General features: G+C 54.4%; 17 protein-coding genes and 1 other annotated feature. Of the genes, 13 read left to right on the top strand and 4 right to left on the bottom strand.

The features are described 5' to 3' along the window. Nucleotides 1–17: 17 nt before the first annotated feature. The gene (locus H7F31_RS23530) at nucleotides 18–824 is read left to right on the top strand and encodes a Cof-type HAD-IIB family hydrolase (protein WP_187100758.1); all 807 of its coding nucleotides are present in this window, start codon (nucleotides 18–20) and stop codon (nucleotides 822–824) included. Between the two features lie 141 nt (nucleotides 825–965). On the opposite strand, the gene H7F31_RS23525 is transcribed toward H7F31_RS23530, so the two are convergent. After that, the gene (locus tag H7F31_RS23525; protein WP_087567189.1) at nucleotides 966–1,058 is read right to left on the bottom strand and encodes a sporulation protein YjcZ; all 93 of its coding nucleotides are present in this window, start codon (nucleotides 1,056–1,058) and stop codon (nucleotides 966–968) included. Nucleotides 1,059–1,302: 244 nt separating this feature from the next. Beyond that, on the bottom strand, nucleotides 1,303–3,048 hold the full coding sequence (locus H7F31_RS23520) for a DEAD/DEAH box helicase (protein ID WP_187100757.1): 1,746 nt from the start codon (nucleotides 3,046–3,048) through the stop codon (nucleotides 1,303–1,305). A gap of 313 nt (nucleotides 3,049–3,361) precedes the next feature. On the opposite strand from H7F31_RS23520, the gene H7F31_RS23515 reads away from it, so the two are divergent. The 4 genes from H7F31_RS23515 (at nucleotide 3,362) to leuS (ending at nucleotide 7,461) form a co-directional block, all read left to right on the top strand. Continuing rightward, entirely contained in the window at nucleotides 3,362–3,562 is a 201-nt protein-coding gene (locus H7F31_RS23515; protein ID WP_087567187.1) for a YwbE family protein, read from the top strand. 31 nt (nucleotides 3,563–3,593) lie between these two features. Next, nucleotides 3,594–3,923 (top strand): hypothetical protein, encoded by a 330-nt coding sequence (locus H7F31_RS23510; RefSeq protein ID WP_187100756.1) that lies wholly within the window; start codon nucleotides 3,594–3,596, stop codon nucleotides 3,921–3,923. Further along, nucleotides 3,911–4,675 (top strand): GNAT family N-acetyltransferase, encoded by a 765-nt coding sequence (locus H7F31_RS23505; protein ID WP_187100755.1) that lies wholly within the window; start codon nucleotides 3,911–3,913, stop codon nucleotides 4,673–4,675. Before H7F31_RS23510 ends, H7F31_RS23505 begins: the two co-directional genes overlap by 13 nt. 58 nt (nucleotides 4,676–4,733) lie before the next feature. After that, nucleotides 4,734–4,958 (top strand) — a binding site (T-box leader). Between the two features lie 61 nt (nucleotides 4,959–5,019). Then, nucleotides 5,020–7,461, top strand: a complete 2,442-nt coding sequence (leuS, locus tag H7F31_RS23500) for a leucine--tRNA ligase (RefSeq protein WP_187100754.1) — start codon at nucleotides 5,020–5,022, stop codon at nucleotides 7,459–7,461. Between the two features lie 276 nt (nucleotides 7,462–7,737). Here the strand turns inward: leuS and comER are convergent, their stop codons facing one another. Beyond that, a complete protein-coding gene (gene comER / locus H7F31_RS23495) occupies nucleotides 7,738–8,577 on the bottom strand; it encodes a late competence protein ComER (RefSeq protein WP_187100753.1) in 840 nt (279 codons plus the stop codon). Nucleotides 8,578–8,720: 143 nt separating this feature from the next. On the opposite strand from comER, the gene H7F31_RS23490 reads away from it, so the two are divergent. The 7 genes from H7F31_RS23490 (at nucleotide 8,721) to holA (ending at nucleotide 17,439) form a co-directional block, all read left to right on the top strand. Continuing rightward, complete coding sequence (locus H7F31_RS23490; RefSeq protein WP_222622720.1) at nucleotides 8,721–9,359, top strand: ComEA family DNA-binding protein; 639 nt, start codon at nucleotides 8,721–8,723, stop codon at nucleotides 9,357–9,359. Between the two features lie 57 nt (nucleotides 9,360–9,416). After that, entirely contained in the window at nucleotides 9,417–10,709 is a 1,293-nt protein-coding gene (locus tag H7F31_RS23485) for a homocysteine synthase (protein WP_087567182.1), read from the top strand. A 264-nt stretch (nucleotides 10,710–10,973) separates the two neighbouring features. Further along, on the top strand, nucleotides 10,974–11,510 hold the full coding sequence (locus H7F31_RS23480; RefSeq protein WP_087567181.1) for a deoxycytidylate deaminase: 537 nt from the start codon (nucleotides 10,974–10,976) through the stop codon (nucleotides 11,508–11,510). A gap of 199 nt (nucleotides 11,511–11,709) precedes the next feature. After that, nucleotides 11,710–14,373, top strand: coding sequence for a ComEC/Rec2 family competence protein (locus tag H7F31_RS23475; protein ID WP_187100752.1), 2,664 nt, complete (start codon nucleotides 11,710–11,712; stop codon nucleotides 14,371–14,373). A gap of 187 nt (nucleotides 14,374–14,560) precedes the next feature. Then, complete coding sequence (locus H7F31_RS23470) at nucleotides 14,561–15,109, top strand: RNA polymerase sigma factor (RefSeq protein WP_087567179.1); 549 nt, start codon at nucleotides 14,561–14,563, stop codon at nucleotides 15,107–15,109. Next, the gene (locus H7F31_RS23465; RefSeq protein ID WP_187100751.1) at nucleotides 15,106–16,098 is read left to right on the top strand and encodes an anti-sigma factor family protein; all 993 of its coding nucleotides are present in this window, start codon (nucleotides 15,106–15,108) and stop codon (nucleotides 16,096–16,098) included. The genes H7F31_RS23470 and H7F31_RS23465 overlap by 4 nt, the downstream gene beginning before the upstream one ends. A gap of 306 nt (nucleotides 16,099–16,404) precedes the next feature. Then, a complete protein-coding gene (gene holA, locus H7F31_RS23460; RefSeq protein ID WP_187100750.1) occupies nucleotides 16,405–17,439 on the top strand; it encodes a DNA polymerase III subunit delta in 1,035 nt (344 codons plus the stop codon). A 172-nt stretch (nucleotides 17,440–17,611) separates the two neighbouring features. On the opposite strand, the gene rpsT is transcribed toward holA, so the two are convergent. Continuing rightward, a complete protein-coding gene (rpsT, locus tag H7F31_RS23455; protein WP_087567176.1) occupies nucleotides 17,612–17,884 on the bottom strand; it encodes a 30S ribosomal protein S20 in 273 nt (90 codons plus the stop codon). A gap of 198 nt (nucleotides 17,885–18,082) precedes the next feature. Here rpsT and gpr point away from each other — a divergent pair, with 198 nt between their 5' ends. Continuing rightward, complete coding sequence (gene gpr / locus H7F31_RS23450; RefSeq protein WP_258235314.1) at nucleotides 18,083–19,102, top strand: GPR endopeptidase; 1,020 nt, start codon at nucleotides 18,083–18,085, stop codon at nucleotides 19,100–19,102. The last annotated feature ends 90 nt before the right edge of the window (nucleotides 19,103–19,192 follow it).

Raw genomic sequence — 19,192 nt, 5'->3', positions numbered from 1 at the left:
GACAGGATGGTGGGGACATGCAACGCAAATTTGATTTGATCGCGCTCGACGTTGACGGTACGCTGCTTACGGACGAACATCTTTTGCCTGAGAGGGTGAAGGAAGCGGTAAGAGAATGCGCCCGGCATGGCGCGGAGATTGTGCTTTGTACGGGCAGAGGGCCAATGGGCGCATTCCCCGTGCTGGAGGAACTTGGTCTTAACGGCACTTTAATTACGCATAACGGGGCCGCAATCGTGGAGTTCGAGGATCGGTCCATTACTTTCCAGTTCGACATTGACGGGGAGCTGCTGGAGCCTTATTTGGTTTATTGCCGGGAAAAAGGGATTCATTTTGATTTGAATACGGCTTATGACATGTTAGTAGAGAGCGTTTCTGAGGCTGCGGAGGCGATGTATTTGCAGCATAAGACTGTTCCGACGGTGCTTCCGGCTGGAGGCGAACTTCCGGAAGGGCTGGTGAAGCTGTCCGTATTCGGGTCGAAGGAAGAGATCGACATGGTGCAAGGGGATTGGGAGCGGGATGAACCCGGACTTCAGCTTATCCGCAGCGGCGATCTGTTTATCGACATCCAGCATCCCGAGGCTAGCAAAGGCAGCGCTTTGCGCAGGCTGGCAGAGCAAAAAAATATCCCTTCGGAACGGATTCTAGCGATTGGCAATTATTTTAACGATATTTCGATGCTGACTTTCGCGGGACTGGGGATTGCTATGGATAATTCCCCGGAAGGCGTCAAGGAGGCAGCCGATGTTGTCGTTGGGACTAATAATGACGGCAGCGTGGCAAGTGCGCTTAGAGAATATGTAATCAATCCTCAGCATTAACGGGTTAGAATCAAGAATCGCTTATAAGAAACGGCGGAGCGGGATTAAAGTCCCGAACTCCGCCGTTTTTTTGCTCATATCAGGCATCAAGAACTCCGTCCGTTAGAACGGAGCTTTAAGCGTTATAGATGCAAGTGCTTCTTAATACCAGAATACCTTCGATATGATGACCAGAAGGATGAACAGAACAAGGATTGTACCTACCGACGAGTAGCCTCCATGCACACCAGACATTTTGTTGCCTCCTAAAAAAGGGATTACCGAAGAAGGACGAGTTTGTTCAAATAGAGGAGAGTATCGCATACTCCTCTATTTCTCGGAATGAAACTTGCCGCTCGCCAGAGGACGATGCAGCCATTTCATCTTGAGAGGTGGGAATCTCCAACATTCGGCTTACTGTATTGTATGAATTACCCCTAAAAAGGATTGGACGCCAGTCTAGTCGGTTCGAAAATGGGCTACAAGCGCGGAAACGCAATTATCTGCCTCGCCCTCCAGATTTGCCGGAGCGGCCGCCCGGGCCCCCAGGTGACTTTACTCCGCGCGATCCACCGCGTCCGCCTGTACCGCCGGATGGGCGGCCTACACCGCGTCTGGACGAATCCGTTCCTTGTCCGCTCCTGGCTGACAAAGCGGTATTGCGTTTGCCGCCGCGCTCTCCGCCAGCCTTGCCCCGTCCGCCGGCATTTCTGCCGCTGTCTTTGCGACCGCCGCGCTCATTGTTGCCGCCTCTGCCCGATACGCGCTTCTCATTGCTGTCTCGTCCTGCTTCCCAAGGGTTGGAGCTGAATTCGTCAGTCGAACCCGCAACAGCCGCCCGCCCGCTTCCCGAGCGACGGTCTTCGCCGCGTCCGGAGGTTCCTCTCCGCGCTTCCGCGTCACGTTCGCGCCCGCCGCCTGTGCCGCGCGTCTTGCCGGCTGCCGATCCGCGCCCGGAGCCTTGTTCGGCTCCGCGTCCGCGCCCGCCGCGTCCGCCCGAGTCGACGCCGCTTCCTCCATCACGTCCGCCGCGTACGCTGCGTCCTCCGCTGCGCTCGGAGGATTTGCGACCTGCCGCTTCGCCGCGTTCGCCGCCAGATCGAGCGCGGCTGCTCTCGGTCACAGAACCTTCGCGATCGATAGCCCTATGCTCAAGTCGCGCTTGAATGCCTTTTTCGATGAGGACCAGCTTGGAGCCGTCGTATGGGGTTGCCAACGTAATCGCCATACCCTTGTGGCCCGCGCGGCCCGTTCTTCCGATTCGGTGGATATAAATTTCGGAGTCTTGCGGCACATCGTAATTGTAGACATGCGTAACGCCCTCGACATCGAGACCTCGCGCCGCGACGTCGGTAGCGACCAGCATCTGCAGCTTCGCATCGCGGAACCGTTTCATCACTTGCTCACGCTTCGCCTGAGTCAGATCGCCATGCAGCTCGTCGCTTTCGAAGCCTGCATCCTGAAGCTCTTTGTTCAGCTTCTTGGCCCGCACCTTCGTTCTGCAGAAGATAACGGCGAGATAGGGGCGGTGCTGCTCGAGCAGATGGATCAGCGCTTGCTGCTTGCCGCGGTCCGTCGTCTCGATGACAAGCTGGCGTATGTTGTCGAGCGTCACGTTCGCGCTGCGAATCTGTACATCCTCCGGCGCGTTCATATATTCCGCCGCCAATTTGCGGATGGCATCCGGCATCGTGGCGGAAAACAGCATCGTCTGACGCGCCCGCGGCGTTTGCGTAATGATGCTTTCGACCTCCGGCAGGAAGCCCATGTGAAGCATCTGATCCGCTTCGTCTAGGACCAGCATGGACAGCTTGCCGAGATTAATCGTGCCGCGCGTCATATGGTCGATGAGACGGCCGGGCGTGGCGACGACGATATGGGGAGAGCGCTGCAGCTTGCGAATCTGGGCGTCGACGTCCTGGCCGCCATAAGCGGCAAGCACCCTTGCGCCGACGACAGGGGCAAGCTTTTTGATCTCTGCCGTAATCTGGATGGCCAGCTCGCGCGTCGGTGTCAGAATAAGAGCTTGTACCTGCTCCTTCTCAACGTTAACGCGCTGGAGCATTGGAAGAGCGAACGCCAATGTCTTGCCGGTGCCCGTCTGAGCCTGGGCAATAACGTCTTTATCCTGGAGCAGCATGGGGATCGTTTGACGCTGTACCGGCGTAGGAGCCGCAATTCCCTGTTCCTTCAATAATGCGGTAAGCTCCGGCGTAATGCCAAGAGAGCTGAATGTTGTGGACATATTCCATAATTCCTCATTTCATCTATTCGTATGATGCCTGTTATAGTCGAGTTCAAAAAGTTTGGTTCTCAGTACCGAGAAGATGGGAGGCAGCTAGAAACTGAGTATCGGAGCGTAGCAGAGCTACGTGAGAAACGGAAGGTTCGGCTGCATTCCATATTCGAAGTCGAACAAGCTTCAGGAATTACTTCGTAATGGGAAGCGGACTTTTTGAACAACCTTTAGCTAGTATAACAGTTCGGAGGGTCGAGTGCATCTTGTAACTTGCTATGATAAAATGAGGCGAAGATAAAGGAAGCGAGGAATACGCATCATGAATGGAACGATCCGGGCCAACGTCAAGCCGGGCCTTGAAGTCAATATCGTGCTAAAACAAGACCAGAGAACGGGCAAGCTGACGAAGGGCGTTGTCAAAGAGCTGCTAACGAATTCGCCGAACCATCCTCATGGCATCAAGGTCCGGTTGACGGACGGGCAGGTTGGCCGAGTGAAGGAAATATTGACGAATCCGTAATTTCAAATTTCAGATCGGGGAGGCGCGGCGGTTGGCGTTCGGCATTAAAAGAGACGAGATGAAGCAATGGAAGGCGGCCGTCGCACGAGGCGAAATCGCCTTCTTGACCCACTATTGGCTGGACCCCAAATTTCCATGGATGACAACGGTCACGAAGGTCGGCTGTTCCGACTTGGACAAGCTGTCCCGCTGGTGCGTGGAGAACGGTCTTCCGCCGCAGCATATCCATGCCCGCGACGACTATCCCCACTTCGACCTCATCGGAGGCAAACAGGTCGAGATCCTAACCAAAGAGAAATTATACGATCAGCTTGAACGGTTCCGGCTGACGGAGGGGGAGGCGAAGGAATGGAAGCGATAGCGGCGGAATACAAGCGGCTCGAGGAGATCAGCCTTAATGGCTGGCCGGCGCTCCAGACCGTGCTGCTTGGCGGCTGGCTGGTCCGCTTCGCGGACGGCTACACGAAACGGTCCAACTCCGTCAGCGCCATCTATGACGGTTTTCCGGAGGCGGACGAGAAAATCCGGATTTGCGAAGCGTTGTATCGCGCGAGAGGGTTGGCGCCGGTATTCAAGGTGACGCCTTTCGCGCATCCCGGGGATCTGGACGACAGGCTGCAGAGCAGAGGGTACGGGAAGATCGACCATACGCTGGTCAAGACGGCGCCCTTGGCCGGTATCGAGGCTCCTTCGCGCGAGGGCTTGACCTTGACCGAGGAGATAAACGAGGCATGGCTGGACGCCGTTACGGAGCTTCAAAACCTGACCCCGAGCCAACGGGAGACGACGCGCCGCATGTTCGCGAACCGTCCTCTGAGGCAAGGCTTCGCCATGCTGGAGGAGAACGGGAGGCCAGTCGCCTGCGGCCTAGCCGTCATAGAGGATGGCTGGGCGGGACTGTACGATATCGTGACGGCGCCAGAAGCAAGGGGACGAGGTTTCGGAGAAGCGATAACGCGGGCTTTATTCCGCTACGCGCATATGCTAGGGGCGAAGATGGGGTATTTGCTCGTCGTGCGGGACAATGCCGCGGCGAATGGGCTGTACGACAAACTCGGCTTCGAGACGGCGTACGAGTATTGGTACAGAGTCGGCACGAACGGTAAAGCTTGACACTGCCAAGGCGTACCTTATATAATTTGATTTAATTGATTTGCCTTATATGAGAGTTCAAACAGCGTTGAAGAGGAACAGTACTTGCGTAGCGGGGCCTAGAGAGCCGGCGGTTGGTGGAAGCCGGACCCATGCGCGCGGGGAAGCTCGCCTTGGAGCTGCGGGATCGTTAATCGCGAAGCCCGCCGTAATGTCCGCGTTAAGGACATCAAGTGAGCGAACGGCAAAGAATGCCTTCGCTAACTAGGGTGGTACCACGGGAGAATGACCTCTCGTCCCTAGCGTTAATCCGCTGGGGGCGGGAGGTTTTATTTAGTTTTCAGACCTGATTAGGAGGAAGTTACATGAGTCAAGAGCAGCAGCGCCATGGCTACAATCCATTGGAGATCGAGCCGAAGTGGCAGCAATATTGGGACGGCAACAAAACTTTTCACACGAAGGAAGACAGCGGCAAGCCGAAGTTCTACGCGCTGGATATGTTCCCTTACCCGTCCGGGGCGGGCTTGCACGTCGGCCATCCGGAAGGTTATACGGCGACGGATATCGTATCCCGCTACAAGCGGATGAAGGGCTACAACGTCCTGCATCCGATGGGCTGGGACGCGTTCGGCCTGCCGGCGGAGCAGCACGCGCTCGATACCGGGCAGCATCCAAGAGATATCACGTTCAAAAACATCGACAACTTCCGCCGCCAGATCAAATCGCTTGGTTTCTCTTACGACTGGGACCGCGAATTCAGCACGACGGATCCCGACTACTACAAATGGACGCAATGGATTTTCATCCAGTTGTATAACAAGGGACTGGCTTACGTGGCCGAAGTTCCGGTCAACTGGTGTCCGGCTCTCGGAACCGTGCTGGCGAACGAGGAAGTCATCGACGGCAAAAGCGAACGCGGGGGCCATCCCGTTATCCGCAAGCCGATGCGTCAGTGGATTCTGAGAATTACCGAATACGCGGAGCGACTGCTGGAGGATCTGGAGGAGCTCGACTGGTCGGAGAGCATCAAGGACATGCAGCGGAACTGGATCGGCAAGTCTACAGGCGCCGAAGTAACGTTCGACATCGAGGGGCACGACTCTGCGCTGGTTGTCTTTACGACGCGTCCCGACACGCTGTTCGGCGCGACGTATTGCGTGCTTGCGCCGGAGCACGAACTTGTCGCCGGGATTACGACAGACGAGCAGATGCAAGCGGTTAAGGCGTATCAGGAAGCTGCAGCCCGCAAGAGCGATCTGGAGCGTACCGACCTGGCGAAGGAGAAAACGGGCGTATTCACTGGCGCTTATGCGACTAATCCGGCAAACGGCGAGAAAACCCCGATCTGGATTGCCGATTACGTGCTTGCAGGCTACGGCACGGGAGCAATCATGGCTGTTCCGGGCCACGATACGCGCGACTGGGAATTCGCGAAGCAATTCGGCTTGCCGATCATCGAGGTTGTATCCGGCGGGGACGTGGAGAAAGAAGCGTATACGGGCGAGGGGCCGCACGTCAACTCCGACTTCCTGAACGGTTTGAATAACGAAGACGCTATTAGCACGATGATTAAACATTTGTCTGAGACCGGCAAAGGTCAGGGCAAAGTGACATACCGTTTGCGCGACTGGCTGTTCAGCCGCCAGCGTTACTGGGGCGAGCCTATTCCGATTCTCCATCTGGAAGACGGCACGATGAAGACGGTGCCGGTAGATCAATTGCCGCTGCTGCTGCCGGATGTCGACGCGATCAAACCGTCGGGCACAGGCGAATCGCCGCTGGCGAACGTGACGGACTGGGTGAACACCATCGATCCGGAGACGGGGATGAAGGCTCGCCGCGAGACGAACACGATGCCGCAATGGGCGGGCAGCTGCTGGTACTATCTGCGCTTTATCGATCCGAAAAACGACAAGGAAATCTGTTCGCCGGAGAAGCAGAAAGAATGGCTGCCGGTCGATCTGTACATCGGCGGAGCCGAGCATGCGGTGCTTCATTTGCTGTACGCGCGCTTCTGGCATAAGGTGCTGTACGACCTTGGAGTTGTTCATACGAAAGAGCCGTTCTACAAGCTGGTGAACCAAGGCATGATCCTGGGCACCAACAACGAGAAGATGTCCAAGTCGCGCGGCAACGTCATCAACCCCGACGATATCGTAGGCGAATTTGGAGCAGATACGCTGCGTATGTACGAAATGTTTATGGGTCCGCTGGAAGCGACGAAACCATGGAATACAAACGGCGTGGAGGGGACTTACCGCTTCCTGTCGCGCGTATGGCGCCTGTTCGTTAACGAAGACGGCAAGCTGAACGCGAAGCTGACGGATAACGACGAGACAAGCGACGCGTTCAAGCGGACATGGCATCGCTCCATCAAGAAGATCACGGAGGACTACGAGAATCTCCGCTTCAATACGGTAATCAGCCAATTGATGATCTTCGTCAACGAAGCTTACAAGACAGAATCGCTTCCGAAGGCGGCAATGGAGCAATTCCTGCAGATGTTGTCCCCGATCGCGCCGCATATCGCGGAAGAGCTGTGGGCGCTCATTGGCCGCAGCGAATCGATTACGTACGCGGCATGGCCGGAGCATGACGAAGCTTGGACAGTCGACCAAGAGGTTGAGATCGTCGTACAGGTTAACGGCAAAATTGCCGATCGCATCTTCATCGCGGCGGATATGAACGAAGCCGATATGGAGGCGCTGGCGAAGGGGCAAGACAAGGTTCAGGAGCTGATCGCCGGCAAGACGGTGCGCAAAGTAATCGCCGTCAAGGGCAAGCTGGTTAACATCGTGGCGAACTAACCGCGAACAAGGGTCGGAGTGAAGAATGATAATCCGGACTTAACTGTATAAGTGCGAGTTCAAAAAGTTCGGTTCTCAGTACCGAGAAGATTGGATGAAGCTAGGACCTGAGGAGCGGAGCGTAGTGGAAGCTACGTGAGCACCGGAAGGTTCGGCTGCATTCAATATTCGACGTCGAGTATGCTACTTGGATGACTTCGTAATGGGAAGCGGACTTTTTGAACAACCTCTATAACGCAAAGCCGAAGAGGTGAGCGGGCATTAGCTGAAGAACAGCTATTGTCCGTTCACCTCTTCGCCGTAGAACAGGGAGGATACTCGCACCAGATCTTCCTGGTACTTGTTATGAGTCGTTCGAATGACTTGATTAAAGATGCCGTCCGTTTCCCGTTGGAGCAGCTTGAGCGCCTGTGCCGTTATGCCGCCCGGCACGGCGACCCGCTGCTGGACGTCTTCCATCGTCAGGCCGCTTTCCGTCAACAAAAGTCCGGTGCCAAGCAGCATGTTGGCGGCTACCTGCTGCGCGGCGGAGCGGGGGATGCCCGTCTCTTCTACGGCCGCATCCACGAATTGCTGCAGGAGAAAAGCGATAAATGCGGGTCCGCAGCTCGACAGGTCCGAGACGATCCGCGTATATTGCTCATCGATGCGAAGCGGCTCGCTGATATGCGCGAATAGAGTCTCCAATCGTTTTCGGTCCTGTTCCTCCATTCGGCTTCCATAGATACAGAGCGATGCTCCGCTCCAGACGAGATTGGTTATGCTGGGGATGATTTTTGCTATTTTGCAGTCCAGCTCTCCTTCCAGATGAGAGACGAGGACGGGGCTTGTAATCGAGATAACGGTCTGATGCGGCAGCAGTACTGGCTTAATATCCTCCACGACATAAATGAACTCATGCGGCTTCACGCACAAAAAGACATAATCGGATCCACAAGCAGCATCGGCGTTAGTGTTGACGGCTCTCATGCCGGGATATCGTTCGGCCAGCGCTTTCGCTTTCGCGTAGGTGCGATTGCTGACGGTAATATCGTTCGGCGCCAAAGCGCCTGACGAAAGGAAAGATTCGATCAGCAAGCTGCCCATGGAGCCCGTACCGATAAATCCAACGTTCATGCTTAGCCCTCCTATACCGGCGATTCCAAATATCATGCTCTTACAATGTATTCAGAGAGACTTGTTTGTTATGTCAATAAGATAAATTGAATTCTAAATGCCGGTTGGATGATTTATTAAAAAAGGCGGAGGTGCAATCCCGATTGACTGGATTTTTGCGAAACGGAAGGACGATTTTCGTTGCGGCATGCTTGTTGGGAGCCGGCTTGCTGTCAGCGGCGGCACTGCTCGGCGAGTCTTCGCGAGCGGAAGAGAAGTGGATACCCATGAACGAAATGATGGAAGCGGCGCTCTCGGGAATGGGCGACGAGCATGGAGCGGGAGTGACCGCCGATACCGAAAAGAATCCGGCCGAACAAGGCAGCGCGGATGGCGATGCGGTATCGGGCGGTTCAGATGGAGTTGCAGGAGCTCCAGGAGCTGAAAAGAAAGGAAACGATAATAACGGAGATTCTGTTAGCGAAGCTGCAGGAGCAGCCGACACAGGCAATTCCTCTTCAAAGGAGTCTACGGGAGAAGCAAAGAGCGGCGAGAGCGGAGGAACCAATGCTGGTACGCTCGGACAATCGGCATTTGCATCCGATGGCAGACTCGATATTAACAGGGCGGATGCCGGGCAACTGGACGGGTTACAAGGGATTGGACCTTCCAAAGCTCAGGCGATCGTGGATGATCGGGAACAGAACGGTCCGTTCCGCAGTGTTGACGACTTGCTCCGCGTGAAAGGCATCGGCGAGAAACTTTTGGCTTCTATCAAAGAAAGCGTTGTCGCATTACCGTGAATATGAGAGAATGGATAGGATATCCTGCATTTACATGTCAACAAGGAGGAGTAAGGAATGTCTAAGGAAAACCAGCTTTCGCTAGACACGATTGCCGTACACGGGGGACAAGCCATTGATCCGACAACGATGTCCCGCGCCGTACCTATCTATCAAACAACTTCATACGGATTCCGGGATACCGACCATGCGGCGAACCTGTTCTCGTTGCAAGAATTTGGCAACATCTATACTCGAATCATGAACCCGACATCGGATGTATTCGAAAAGCGGGTGGCAGAGCTTGAGGGAGGAGCAGCCGCGCTTGCAGTTGCATCCGGTCAAGCCGCCATTACGTATTCGATTCTTAATATCGCAGGGGCGGGCGATGAAATCGTATCCGCGACCAGCTTGTACGGGGGTACATACAATTTGTTCTCCACGACGCTCCCCAAGCTGGGCGTGACGGTGAAGTTCGTCGACCCCTCGAATCCGGAAAATTTCAGAGCGGCAATTACGGAACGCACAAAAGCCGTATTCGTCGAAACCATCGGCAACCCCAAAGGCGACATTATCGATTTGGAGGCGGTAGCTGCCATCTCGCATGAGAACGGACTGCCGCTCATCGTGGACAATACGTTCCCGAGTCCATACCTGTGCCGTCCAATCGAATATGGAGCAGACATCGTCGTACACTCCGCGACCAAATTCATCGGTGGACACGGCACGTCGATCGGCGGCGTTATCGTAGACGGCGGCAAGTTCGACTGGAAGGGCAGCGGACGCTTCCCGGGTCTGACGGAACCTGATCCTAGCTACCATGGAGTAGTATACACGGATGCGGTTGGTCCTATCGCTTTCATTATCAAGGCACGCGTTCAGTTGCTCCGCGATATGGGCGCGGCTTTGTCGCCTTTCAACTCCTTCCTGCTGCTGCAAGGACTCGAGACGCTGCATTTGCGGATGGAACGTCACAGCTCCAACGCTCAGGCGGTTGCGGAATTCCTCGAAGGTCACGAAGCAATCGAATGGGTGAACTATCCGGGCTTGCCGAGCCATCCATCCTACGACCTGGCGCAGAAATATTTGCCTAACGGTCAAGGCGCTATTCTTACTTTCGGCATCAAGGGCGGTATTGATGCAGGCAAGAAGATCATCAACTCCGTCAAGCTGTTCTCGCATCTGGCGAATGTCGGCGACTCCAAGTCGCTTATTATCCACCCTGCCAGCACGACGCATCAACAGCTGTCGCCGGAGGAGCAAGCTGGAGCGGGCGTCGCTCCGGGCATGATCCGCCTGTCGATCGGTACGGAAGGCATCGCAGATATTCTCGCCGACCTGAAGCAAGCCATCGAGGCGAGTCAGGCTTAAAGATAGGCCTTTCACCAGAGAGGCAGCAAAAAAGGGCCGGCTCACGAATGTGAGCCGGTTTTTTTTTGAAGAAGCGCCAACCGATCTATCTTGAAATTTTCGCAAGTTTATGTTTTATTTTAAGTGCGTGATCAAAAAGATGGTTATCCGTACATTAGCGTATTATCAGGAAATATTCGTAATAAGGCGCTTTCCATGTCAACCTGAGAAAAGACTTGGCGGAATGCCCAGGATGCAGCAACGAAAGAGAAGGAGAGTAACGACATGAGTAATCCGGCTTCCTCCAAGGACGCGATCCGGAAGGATTGGGACACCTATTTCATGGATATAGCTTATATGGTTTCGACGAGGTCGCGTTGTCCAAGAAGGCATGTTGGCGCGGTTCTCGTACAAGGCAAGAAGTTGCTTGGCACGGCCTATAACGGTGCGCCGATGGGCGTGCACGACTGTCTCGAGGCCGGCTGTATGATTGCCGAAGAAATTGAAGTGAAAACGGTGGATGGAGTCGAGCAAGTCTTTCGGAAACAGAGATGTATCCGCACGATTCATGCCGAACAAAATCTGCTGCTGTTCACCGACCGGGCGAATCGGGAAGGCTCCACCGTCTATGTAACGGACCAGCCTTGCTGGACCTGCGCCAATATGCTGGCGAACAGCGGCGTAGTGGAAGTCGTCTATCATCGCGGTTATCCAAAGGATAGCGACAAGGTGTACGAGTTGATGGAGCAGAAGGGGATTGTATTTAGACAAATCGGTCCTTATTCCGCACCGGAACAGGCAGAGATGACCGTAACCTCTTAAATAGTTTAATACCCGGAGGAAGAACCTCCAGTTACATGCGTGATGCATGTGGCTGGAGGTTTTTTTGCGTTTGCGGGAAGGGGAAGGGCAATTATGGTTCGTTCGGCGGTATGGGAGCATGGTGGACTAAGGAAGCAGCGGAGATAAAGCTACAGAGTCTGGCGCTTTAAACAAGGGAAGGAATGGGGATGAGGCGTAGATGTTGAGAATGATGAATCGAAGGCCGCTAGTCTGGTTCGCGGCCTCATGGGTTGCCGGCAGCGCCGCGGCTGCAGGACTCGGACTCCGCGGCGCGCTGCTTGCAGCCGGAGCGGCCTTGCTGCTCGCCGCGGCTTCCCTCGCCGGCAGGCTGGCGACGGCAACGCTCGCCGCGCTTTGCCTGCTGGCGTTCTGCCTGGCGGCGGGACAGCGGCTATGGGCGGACGAGCGCAATGCGACGTCGCTGGTGCCGCTGCTTGCCGCAGCCGAGGCGTCCGGGCCGGGAGCCGCGTTCGGCGCCGAGGCGAGCGGCACGATCGTTAGCGCGGTCGAGGTCGACGGCGACCGCGCGATGTTCCGCATGAAGGCGGACGCCGTCCATGCGGGAGGGGCAGCGCAGCCGCTGAAGGGCGGCGGCGAGCTGCTGCTCGTGCAGCTGCGGCTTGCGACGCAGCCGGAGCAGGACATCGCCGCGGCGTGGCAGCGCGGCGACAGGGTCGCTGTAGCGGGCGAGCTGGCGCGGCCCGCCACGGCGACCAATAGCGGCGGATTCGACTATCGCCGCTACCTGGGCAGCCAGCGAATCCACTGGCTGCTCAAAGCCAAGGGCGCCGCCGCCGTAACGGCTACTCCGGCGGCGGGGCCGAACGCGGCCGCGCTGCTGGGCCGCGTCGACGCTGCGCGCCAACTTCTCGGCGCGCGCTTCGGGGAGCTATACCCGTCCCATCAGTCCGGGTATATGCAAGGGCTTATTCTGGGTCTGCGCACGAGTCTCGACCCCGAGCAGTTCGATCGGTTCGCGAAGCTGGGGCTCACGCATATTCTTGCCATATCGGGCCTTCACGTAGCCGTCTATATGGTCATGATGGGCGGCCTCTTGCGAATATGCCGGATGAGCCGCGAACGAATCCAGCTGTCGCTAATGATTACGATCCCGCTCTATGTTTTGTTGACGGGAGCTTCGCCTTCCGTGCTTCGTGCCGGAATAATGGCGATTCTGGGGCTGATCGCGGCCAGATTGGGCAAGTTGAAAGACGGCTTGCACCTTCTGGCGGCAGCTGCCGTAGCTATACTTGCCTATGATCCCTATTATTTGGATTCCGTCAGCTTCCAGCTGTCGTTCGTCGTCACGCTTGGGTTAATATGCGGCGTGCCTCCGCTAAGACGTTTGATGCCCCGGCGACAAGGAGTGGCGGGCTGGCTTTGCGATCTCGCGGCAGTGACGATTGCGGCGCAGATGGTATCCTTTCCATTAACCATTTATTATTTTAACGGCTTCCATCTATTGTCGCTTGCCGCCAACTTCGTGCTGGTTCCTTTCATCAGCTTCGTTATCATGCCGATCGGGACGATCGCGCTGCTCTTGTCACCCGTTTGGATGGGAGGCGCTAAGATGTTGGCGGGATTGTCCGTTACGTTGAATGATTGGACTTTTTGGATCGTCAATATGATGGCAGATGTAAGCTCTATGAGGCTCATTTGGGAGACTCCGTCGTTATGGTGGGTTGCGAGTTACATGCTCTTATTGTTCCTGCTCTTCCGCTATTTGAGACAGCTAGCCCCCTTGCATGGCGAACAACTCTCTAAGGAGAATACGGATCCCGGCGGCTTCGAGATCACGGAACCTCTCCCTAAACATTCTAATGGCATCCAGCCGGCTGGCGCTAGGAAGTCAATCCTCTCATTAATGAAGGTTAACTTGAAATGGCTGCCCGGTCATCGCGCGTTGCTTGGACTAACGACAGGTCTGATTGCGTTGATTTTCTATGCCTATTTCCCCAATCTCCTGGATCGCTCCGCGGTCGTCAGCTTTCTTGATGTCGGACAAGGAGATTCCGCTTTGATCCGCACACCAGGCGGCAAACATATTCTGATCGACGGGGGAGGTACAATGACGTACCGGAAGCCGGAAGAGGAGTGGCGGGAGAGGAGCGATCCGTTCGAGGTGGGGAAAAAGGTCGTCGTGCCGCTGCTCATGAAACGAGGCGTGAAGGAATTGGACGTGCTGGTCATCTCCCATCTGGACAGCGATCATATTCGAGGTCTGAAGGCCGTAGTTCAGGGAATTCCGGTTCGTGCTGTTTGGTGGAACGGCACGATGAAGGCATCGGAAGATGTCGAGGAACTCATGTCTCTAATTGTGGAGGCAGGAATTCCGCTATATGCGCCTCGATCCGGCGATAACGCCAAGATTGATGGTGAGACGAAAATCCAAATTTTATGGCCGCCGGAGTCCGATCAGACGGGTATCCAATCCGCAAGCGAGCAGAACGAAAGCAGTCTGGTCATGACGCTCGAAATCTATGGTCATCGGTTTCTGTTCGCGGGAGACATCGGCATGGAAACGGAACGTGCAATAATCGCGTTACACACTAGGGCGGAAGATGCAAATGGAGAAAGCGGCCGTAAGAACCATACGGCACCAGTCGACATCATAAAACTAAATCACCATGGCAGCCGCCATTCCACGGGAGAAGCATGGCTTGCCTATTGGGCGCCTCGCGGCGCGGTCGCATCGGTTGGCGCGTCTAATACCTATGGCCACCCCCATCCCGATGTGCTGGGGCGTGTTCAGCGTACAGGCGCCATACTGTGGCGTACGGATACGGACGGCGAATCCATGTTCCGATTAACGCCGCAAGTTCTCTCTTATTGGTCAAGATAATCTCCCTATACGGAATCGAACGAACATGATATTCTATAGTGTGGGGTTATCCGACGTAATCATACCAGAGACCCATTGAAACATAATCATGATCTTTCATTCTAATAAAAATATAAATGATAAAAGTTGCATGCAACTTTTAATGCAACCGATCCGTCTGTAAGGTTGCAAGAGAGGAGGATCCTTCGTGGTGGAGCCCGGCCTGATCAAAGCCGCTCAATCGGGAGATCGCGATGCGTTAATTACTCTATTGCGAGAGATTGAAACCCATGTTTATCGGACAGCCTATTATATATTAAACAATGAACAGGATGCCATGGATGCCTCCCAGGAGGCGTTGATCCGAATTTACACCAAGATTGGTTCCTACGAAGAGAAGGCGCAGTTCAAGACATGGATTCAACGGATTGTAACGAATATTTGCATTGACAAGTTCAGGCGCAACAAGCCGACGATTTCCATCGACGAGCATGAGCTTGTATTTAGGGAGAAGCAGAACGTCGAAGAGGAAGTGTTGTCCGCTTACGCCCTGCAGGATATTCGAAGCGCGATCGAACAGCTTCCGGAGAACCACCGGACGGTCGTTGTGCTGCGATACCTGCAAGATTTTTCGTACAACGAAATTGCCGAATCGCTTGATTTGCCTCTCAACACGGTTAAATCCTATCTGTTCAGAGCCAGACAGCAACTACAGAGTTTACTTCAAGATTATCAGAAAGGTGGTGTCCGGGGGTGAATTGTCAAGAGGTGACGGAGCTTATGCAGCGACAGCTAGACGACGATCTGCGCGAGAGCGAGATGGAAGTCTTAATGAATCATACCAGACATTGTCCGGACTGTGCCGCCATGTTCGAACGACTTACCAGATTATCCGCCGAGCTTAATAATCTGCCCAAGGTAACGCCTGCCTACAGCCTGGTCGATGCCATTATGCCAGAGTTGATCCGGATCGATAACGAAACGAAGCATGCGGAAACATTGGCCGTTCCTGCAACAACGTATGATCAGGGATCGTTGACGCGAAGAACGCAACGTACGCGGCGCTGGCCATCCTGGAAGTCGATCAGCGGCGTTGTTGCTGCGGGAATTGTGGCAGGGATATTCCTGGTGACGTATCCGCCGCAATCAAGTTTAAACGATCAAGACAAGGCTTCCTCTATTGGCCAATCAGCCGCCGAGATGGAGATGAAGGACGACACCTCGGTAATGGATGTCTCGCCACTCAGCGCCATGAAGGATCCAGGCGGAGATGCCTCCGCCGATGCGCCAACGGATGGAACGGAAAATCTCAAAGGGCCGTATGGCTTAACGGACCCGAACGGCAATCTCATGGAGCCGGAAAGCGGCTTCAACGCCAGCGGGTCAGGGGCGCTCCCTAATTCGGCACAGCGCAATAGCGAGCTTACAAAGCCCGTTGAGGAAGAGACGAGTTCTGGTTTTGAAAGCGCGTCAAAGCATGAGCCTGACATGGGCGTTACGGGACATGCGATGCTGCCATCGCCCGACGGACAATATATGGCGAATGTGGATGGGTTTTCTATTGTCATCCTGTCTGCCAGTGACAGTTCGACGTTGTTCCAAACGGAAAGAAAGAACGGCCTGCACGTTAATCTGGTCTGGGCGCAGGACAGCGCTTCGCTTACTTATGAAGTAAGCTTGGACCACGGCGCGGCACAGAAGTATGAAATTGCTATCCCGTCTTTTGAGGAACGGAAGGCAGACTGATTTTTGGCGAATGCACTCCCAGTCGCAGCACGCTTTGGAGTAACGGAATGGTGCAACCCATTTTTTCGAGGGGAAATATGCACATATGCCGATGCCCCTGAGTATGATAAAGCATGAGATTCGTCTACGACGTGGAGCTGAACGTCGTAAGACCATTCATGTACGGCGGCGCCATGGAGCCGCCTGTGAATGTTAATATAAAGACAAAGGGATGCCGCCCTGTATGGGGCAAGCATCCCTTTGTTGCTTCCAGCGCCGTCTGCTGGTAATGTTAAAGGGAGCATGGATCGCAAGGGGAGTGGCAAGTTGGATATTCGCGAAGCATTTAAAGAAATCAAAGCCGGTAAATTCCGTCCGGTATATGTTTTATACGGAAAAGATCGTTACCGAATGGGACAATTCATTGATGCACTGACCAGCTTTATGTTTGCGCAGGAAGAACGCGAGATGGGGATCGTTAAGTTCGATACGGCGGAATCCGCGCTTGACGAGGCCGTATTGGAGGCAGAGACGCCGCCTTTCTTCATCGAACGGAAGCTGGTTCTTATAAGAGATGTTAGCGTAATGGCAGCTGGCGGCAAAGAGAACACGAAGCTGGAGCACCGTCCGGAAACGCTGCTGCGATATTTGGATAACCCGCTTCCATCGTCTGTTATCGTCTTTGCCGTTCATGCGGACAAGCTTGACGAACGACGCAAGCTGGTTAAGGCGCTAAAGGATCGCGGTTCTATTGTCGCATTCCCGGAGATGGAGATTCAGGAGCTGAAGCAATGGCTCGTGAAGCGGGCGGCCGAACAGAAGCGTACCCTGACGGCAGCTGCGGCAGAGCTGCTTATAACGCGAGTGGGTGTGGGGACGGGTCAGCTGTCCCAGGAAGTAGACAAGTTATGCCTTCATGCAGGTGAAGGAGGAGTCATAGATGCCGAACAAACCGCATTATTGACTGCGGCTACCGTCGAAGAGGACGTATTTGCCTTGATCGATGCGATCGCTGAGCTTCGTATCGACAAAGCTCTAGGCATGTACCACCAACTGCTTGTCCGCCGGGAGGAGCCCATCAAGATCGCAGCGTTGATCGCAAGGCAGCTTCGTATTATGCTGCAGATTAAGGAGTTGGAGGGGCATCACTATTCGCCTCAGCAGATGGCAGGACATCTGGGTTTGCATCCTTATGCAGTGAAGCTGGCTGCCGAGAAGGCGAAGAAATTCGCGACAGCAAGACTAGGAGCGCTGTTAGCGTCACTTGCCGAGCTGGATTACAATATGAAGAGCGGTTTAATCGACAAGGCGCTCGGATTAGAACTATACTTGTTATCACTGGGAGTCAGCAAGGGCGCGTAGCTCTGCTGGCTTTTTTATTTTAATCATTGCATTTACGCTGCCGTCTATGAAAAACCGAGCACAAAAGCCCCCTCCACAAACAAATAAGCTTCACCGGCCTTAGTAGGTCAGCAAAGCTTATCGGAATCGCATCGTCGAGCTAATGGATCATCCATCTTCTTGTCGCAGCAGCTTACGCTTGAGCGGACAGGGAGTTTAGACGTTTCGCAAGACGGGATTTTTTGCGGGCAGCCGCATTTTTATGAATCAGGCCTTTTGTTACTGCTTTGTCCAATTTTTTCGTTGCAACGAGCAGAGCAGCTTTAGCTGCATCTACGTCCGTTCCAGCGATAGCTTGGTCAGCAGATTTAACGGCCGAACGAAGTGCGGATTTTTGGGAAGCGTTTAGAGCACGGCGTTTCTCGTTAGTCTTAACGCGTTTAATCGCGGATTTAATGTTTGGCATGGAATTCACCTCCTACGTAATTCTGTGCATCGCACGTAACACAACTTAAAATATATTATCATGCGACTGCCCAAAAAGCAATAGTAACCATTTATGTCGAAGCACGTCCCATTTGATGGCCAAAAGCGGAAGCAATCGTATGAAATAACCGACTTTGCAAACAATAACGAAAGTACATGGTGCGAAAGGAGCGGCATAATGATGAAGGAACAAGCGCGCGAAGAGCTCGATCTGCAGCAATTCAATATACGGACAGACCTTGCCCTTGAGGCAAGGGAGCTGGCCAAGCCCGACGGAGGACCCATTCCCGGTATTCATTCGGAGGTGACGGAGGATGACGGCATTACCATTACGGTCCTTCATGTCCAGAACGAGCAAGGCTCGCAGGCGATTGGCAAAATTGTAGGGCAATACGTGACGATCGAAGTACCAGAGTTAAGAAATGGCGATACGACGCTTCAGGATCGAGTGGCTACTCAATTCGCCAAACATTTTGAGTCGTTCCTGGAGCGTCTCCAAATTAATAAAATGGCAAAGGTGCTGATCGTCGGTCTGGGCAACTGGAACGTGACGCCGGATGCGCTTGGCCCGATCGTAGTCGAAAACGTGATGGTGACGCGGCACTTCTTCGAGTTGATGCCGGATCAGGTTGCGCCGGGATACCGCCCGGTCAGTGCGGTAGCGCCTGGCGTGCTGGGCATTACAGGCATCGAATCCAGCGAAATCGTGCGCGGCATCGCCGAGCAATCCAAGCCGGATCTCATCATCGCGATCGATGCCCTAGCTTCCAAGGCGCTGGAGCGGGTAAATACCACGATTCAGATCGCGGATACCGGCATTCATCCGGGCTCCGGCATCGGCAACAAACGTAAAGGACTTACAAAAGAGATTTTGGGCGTTCCCGTCATCGCAATCGGAGTTCCGACGGTCGTCTATGCATCCACAATCGTAAACAACGCATTCGAGATGATGAAGAATCATCTGGAAGAGCAGAAGGGCGATACGAATCAAATATTCGGCCTAATGAACAGCATCCCGGAAAATGAGCGATTGCAGCTCGTTAAAGAAGTATTGGGTCCCGTCGGTCATGACCTGCTCGTTACGCCAAAGGAAGTCGACCAATTCGTCGAGGATATAGCTAATATCATTGCGAGCGGCTTAAATGCCGCCTTGCACGAAGCTGTGGATACCGATAACGTTGCCGCTTATACCCATTGATGCAGCAAAGAAGCCAGGCGCAAAAGCCTTGCGGTCCGAATCCGGTCTGCAAGGCTGTTTTTGCATACTGTCATTCTTCCTAGTTTCTAG

It is taken from the genome of Paenibacillus sp. PAMC21692, from assembly GCF_014303795.1.
In the GTDB taxonomy this organism is placed as follows: domain Bacteria; phylum Bacillota; class Bacilli; order Paenibacillales; family Paenibacillaceae; genus Pristimantibacillus; species Pristimantibacillus agaridevorans.
Note: the sequence above shows the minus strand (reverse complement) of the source record. Positions and strands in the feature narration are given on the sequence as shown.

Bases quoted from the DNA above. Each gene is read 5' to 3' on its own strand.
- H7F31_RS23530 (WP_187100758.1), top strand. From the start codon at position 18: ATGCAACGCAAATTTGATTTGATCGCGCTCGACGTTGACGGTACGCTG.
- H7F31_RS23505 (WP_187100755.1), top strand. From the start codon at position 3,911: ATGGAAGCGATAGCGGCGGAATACAAGCGGCTCGAGGAGATCAGCCTT.
- gpr (WP_258235314.1), top strand. From the start codon at position 18,083: ATGATGAAGGAACAAGCGCGCGAAGAGCTCGATCTGCAGCAATTCAAT.
- H7F31_RS23475 (WP_187100752.1), top strand. From the start codon at position 11,710: ATGTTGAGAATGATGAATCGAAGGCCGCTAGTCTGGTTCGCGGCCTCA.
- H7F31_RS23485 (WP_087567182.1), top strand. From the start codon at position 9,417: ATGTCTAAGGAAAACCAGCTTTCGCTAGACACGATTGCCGTACACGGG.
- rpsT (WP_087567176.1), bottom strand. From the start codon at position 17,884: ATGCCAAACATTAAATCCGCGATTAAACGCGTTAAGACTAACGAGAAA.
- comER (WP_187100753.1), bottom strand. From the start codon at position 8,577: ATGAACGTTGGATTTATCGGTACGGGCTCCATGGGCAGCTTGCTGATC.
- H7F31_RS23525 (WP_087567189.1), bottom strand. From the start codon at position 1,058: ATGTCTGGTGTGCATGGAGGCTACTCGTCGGTAGGTACAATCCTTGTT.
- leuS (WP_187100754.1), top strand. From the start codon at position 5,020: ATGAGTCAAGAGCAGCAGCGCCATGGCTACAATCCATTGGAGATCGAG.
- H7F31_RS23520 (WP_187100757.1), bottom strand. From the start codon at position 3,048: ATGTCCACAACATTCAGCTCTCTTGGCATTACGCCGGAGCTTACCGCA.
- H7F31_RS23480 (WP_087567181.1), top strand. From the start codon at position 10,974: ATGAGTAATCCGGCTTCCTCCAAGGACGCGATCCGGAAGGATTGGGAC.
- H7F31_RS23515 (WP_087567187.1), top strand. From the start codon at position 3,362: ATGAATGGAACGATCCGGGCCAACGTCAAGCCGGGCCTTGAAGTCAAT.